Annotated in this window: 2 protein-coding genes; one reads left to right on the top strand and one right to left on the bottom strand. The window is 70.6% G+C overall.

The window, feature by feature from the left end; all coding sequences use genetic code 11:
* The coding region (locus tag FV230_RS27800; RefSeq protein WP_147844662.1) for a replication protein RepA at positions 1–728 on the bottom strand (728 nt) is incomplete at its 3' end.
* Between the two features lie 803 nt (positions 729–1,531).
* Between FV230_RS27800 and FV230_RS27795 the strand changes: the two genes are divergently transcribed.
* Positions 1,532–1,921, top strand: a 390-nt coding sequence (locus FV230_RS27795) for a MazG nucleotide pyrophosphohydrolase domain-containing protein (RefSeq protein WP_281408343.1), incomplete at its 3' end; no start/stop codon positions are given.

The following is a 1,921-nucleotide window of genomic DNA, read 5'->3' as shown; positions in this document are numbered from 1 at the left end:
TCCCTCGCCCCCTCCCTCATCCCATCCTTGGCCCCGTCCCGGGCCGTGGGCCGCCACAGGTCGAGGCTGCGGAACGGCGGCACGTTGAGGGTGCTGGCCTGGTCGTGCCCGTCCCACAGGCCGATCTGCATCGAGCAGGCGGCGAGGCGGTTGAGCTGTTCCTTGAACTGCCGGATCGTGCCGCGCTCGCCGCCGGTGACGGCAAAACCCATCTCGCGCATGAAGCCGGAGAGGGAATCGGCGACCGCGATGGTCGGGCTGCGCTGGCGCACGGCCTCGGTGCAGAGGTGGAGCAGCACGAGCCGCGCCTTCGGGCCGTAGGGCAGGCCCTGCGGCTCCATCTCGCCGGTGATCGGGCTCTTCAGCCGGCCGGCGACGAGGTTCAGCGAGTTGCGGCCGTAATCGCGCGAGAATTCCCGCACCGGCCCGGGATCGCGGTAGGGCAGGCCGCAGAGCGCGAGCACCGAATGGATGTGCTGGAGGTTCTCCGGCACGGTCGGCTGGTTCTCGATCACCTCGCGCACGGCGTCGCGCCGGCGCTGGTCCCGCCCCATCCCGGCCCGCCGGCCGGCGACCGCGCCCTTGGCCGAGGCCTCCGCGTCGCGGACCTGCTGCCGGTGCAGGATGTGCTCGACGATCTGGGCGAACAGGAAGCCGCCACGCGCCGCCTCGACCTCCGCGCGGAGGTCGGCGTCGCGAATGCCGGCCAGTCTGTCCTCGATCCCCATGCCCGTTCCGAAACTCCGCGACCGCGCTGCGCGGACCATCCCTGCCCGGGCCGCACCTGCAAGCGCCCGATCCCGCGGCCGCATCGGGCCGGGGCACGATGGTCATGACACGATTTGCCGGCCCGGAGTCCCCGGGGGCGGGCGGGTTATCCCGGCTATCCACGCTTCCCCTCCCTCCAAGGTTTCGCGGGCGGCGTCCCCCAGGGTTTCGCGAACGGCGTCCGATGCGTGGGGGTGGGTCGATGCGCGCCGCGCAGAGTTCGATGCGGGGTCGCGACCGCCGGCCGGCCACGCAGAGTTCGATACGCCCAGGGGCCGCCGACTTGTCCCCATTCCCCACCGCCCTTGGTGTGAAATCACGCCGAATCGCATGCGGATCCACGCAGACTCCGATGCGGCCTCCCGGGAATCCCACGCAGACTTCGATGCGATCCCACGCAGAGTCGGATGCGGACCCACGCAGAGTCGGATGCGAGAACCCCCACCAAGCCATTGTTGGGGATAGGGTTTTCGGCGCCCCATATAACCTTCAGAACAGACTCTCTGAGAATCCTTTCTGATAGATTTCCTAGGCCTCCTGCGGATCCGTTCGCTTTGGCGAACATCCCGAAACCCTCAGAATGTCCACTTGGAGCACAGGGAATATGCCGCTCTTGTCCCCAAAGGCGCGTCGGAAGCGCGGAGCCGGACCGGGAGCGGCGGCGTGCGCCGCGAGGCTCGCGCAGGTGATTTCGCGGCCGTGCCGGTCTACCCCTGCGGCCGGTGGGCGTCGGGCAGGCCGACCCCGTGAGGAGCCGTGACGCATGGCCGAAGCGCCGCTCGATGCCTTGAGGCGGGTGATGGCCGCGCTGCGCGATCCGAACCGCGGATGCGCCTGGGACGTCGCCCAGACTTCGGCGAGCATCGCGCCCTACGCCCTCGAGGAGGCCTACGAGGTCGTCGACGCGATCGCGCGTGGCGATCTCGGCGACCTGCGCGAGGAGCTCGGCGACCTGCTGCTGCAGGTGGTGTTCCACGCCCGGATGGCCGAGGAGGCCGGCGCCTTCGATCTCGACGACGTCGCGCGCACGATCGTGGCGAAGCTGGTGCGGCGGCACCCGCACGTGTTCGAGCCCGACGGGACCCTGCTCCCGGCCGGCAGCCCGCGCCGCGACGCGCGCGCGGTCGAGGCGCAGTGGCAGGCGATCAAGGCC

It is taken from the genome of Methylobacterium sp. WL6 (genome assembly GCF_008040095.1).
GTDB lineage: Bacteria > Pseudomonadota > Alphaproteobacteria > Rhizobiales > Beijerinckiaceae > Methylobacterium.
The sequence above is the reverse complement of the archived record's forward strand: the minus strand, read 5'-3'. Positions and strand labels throughout refer to the sequence as shown.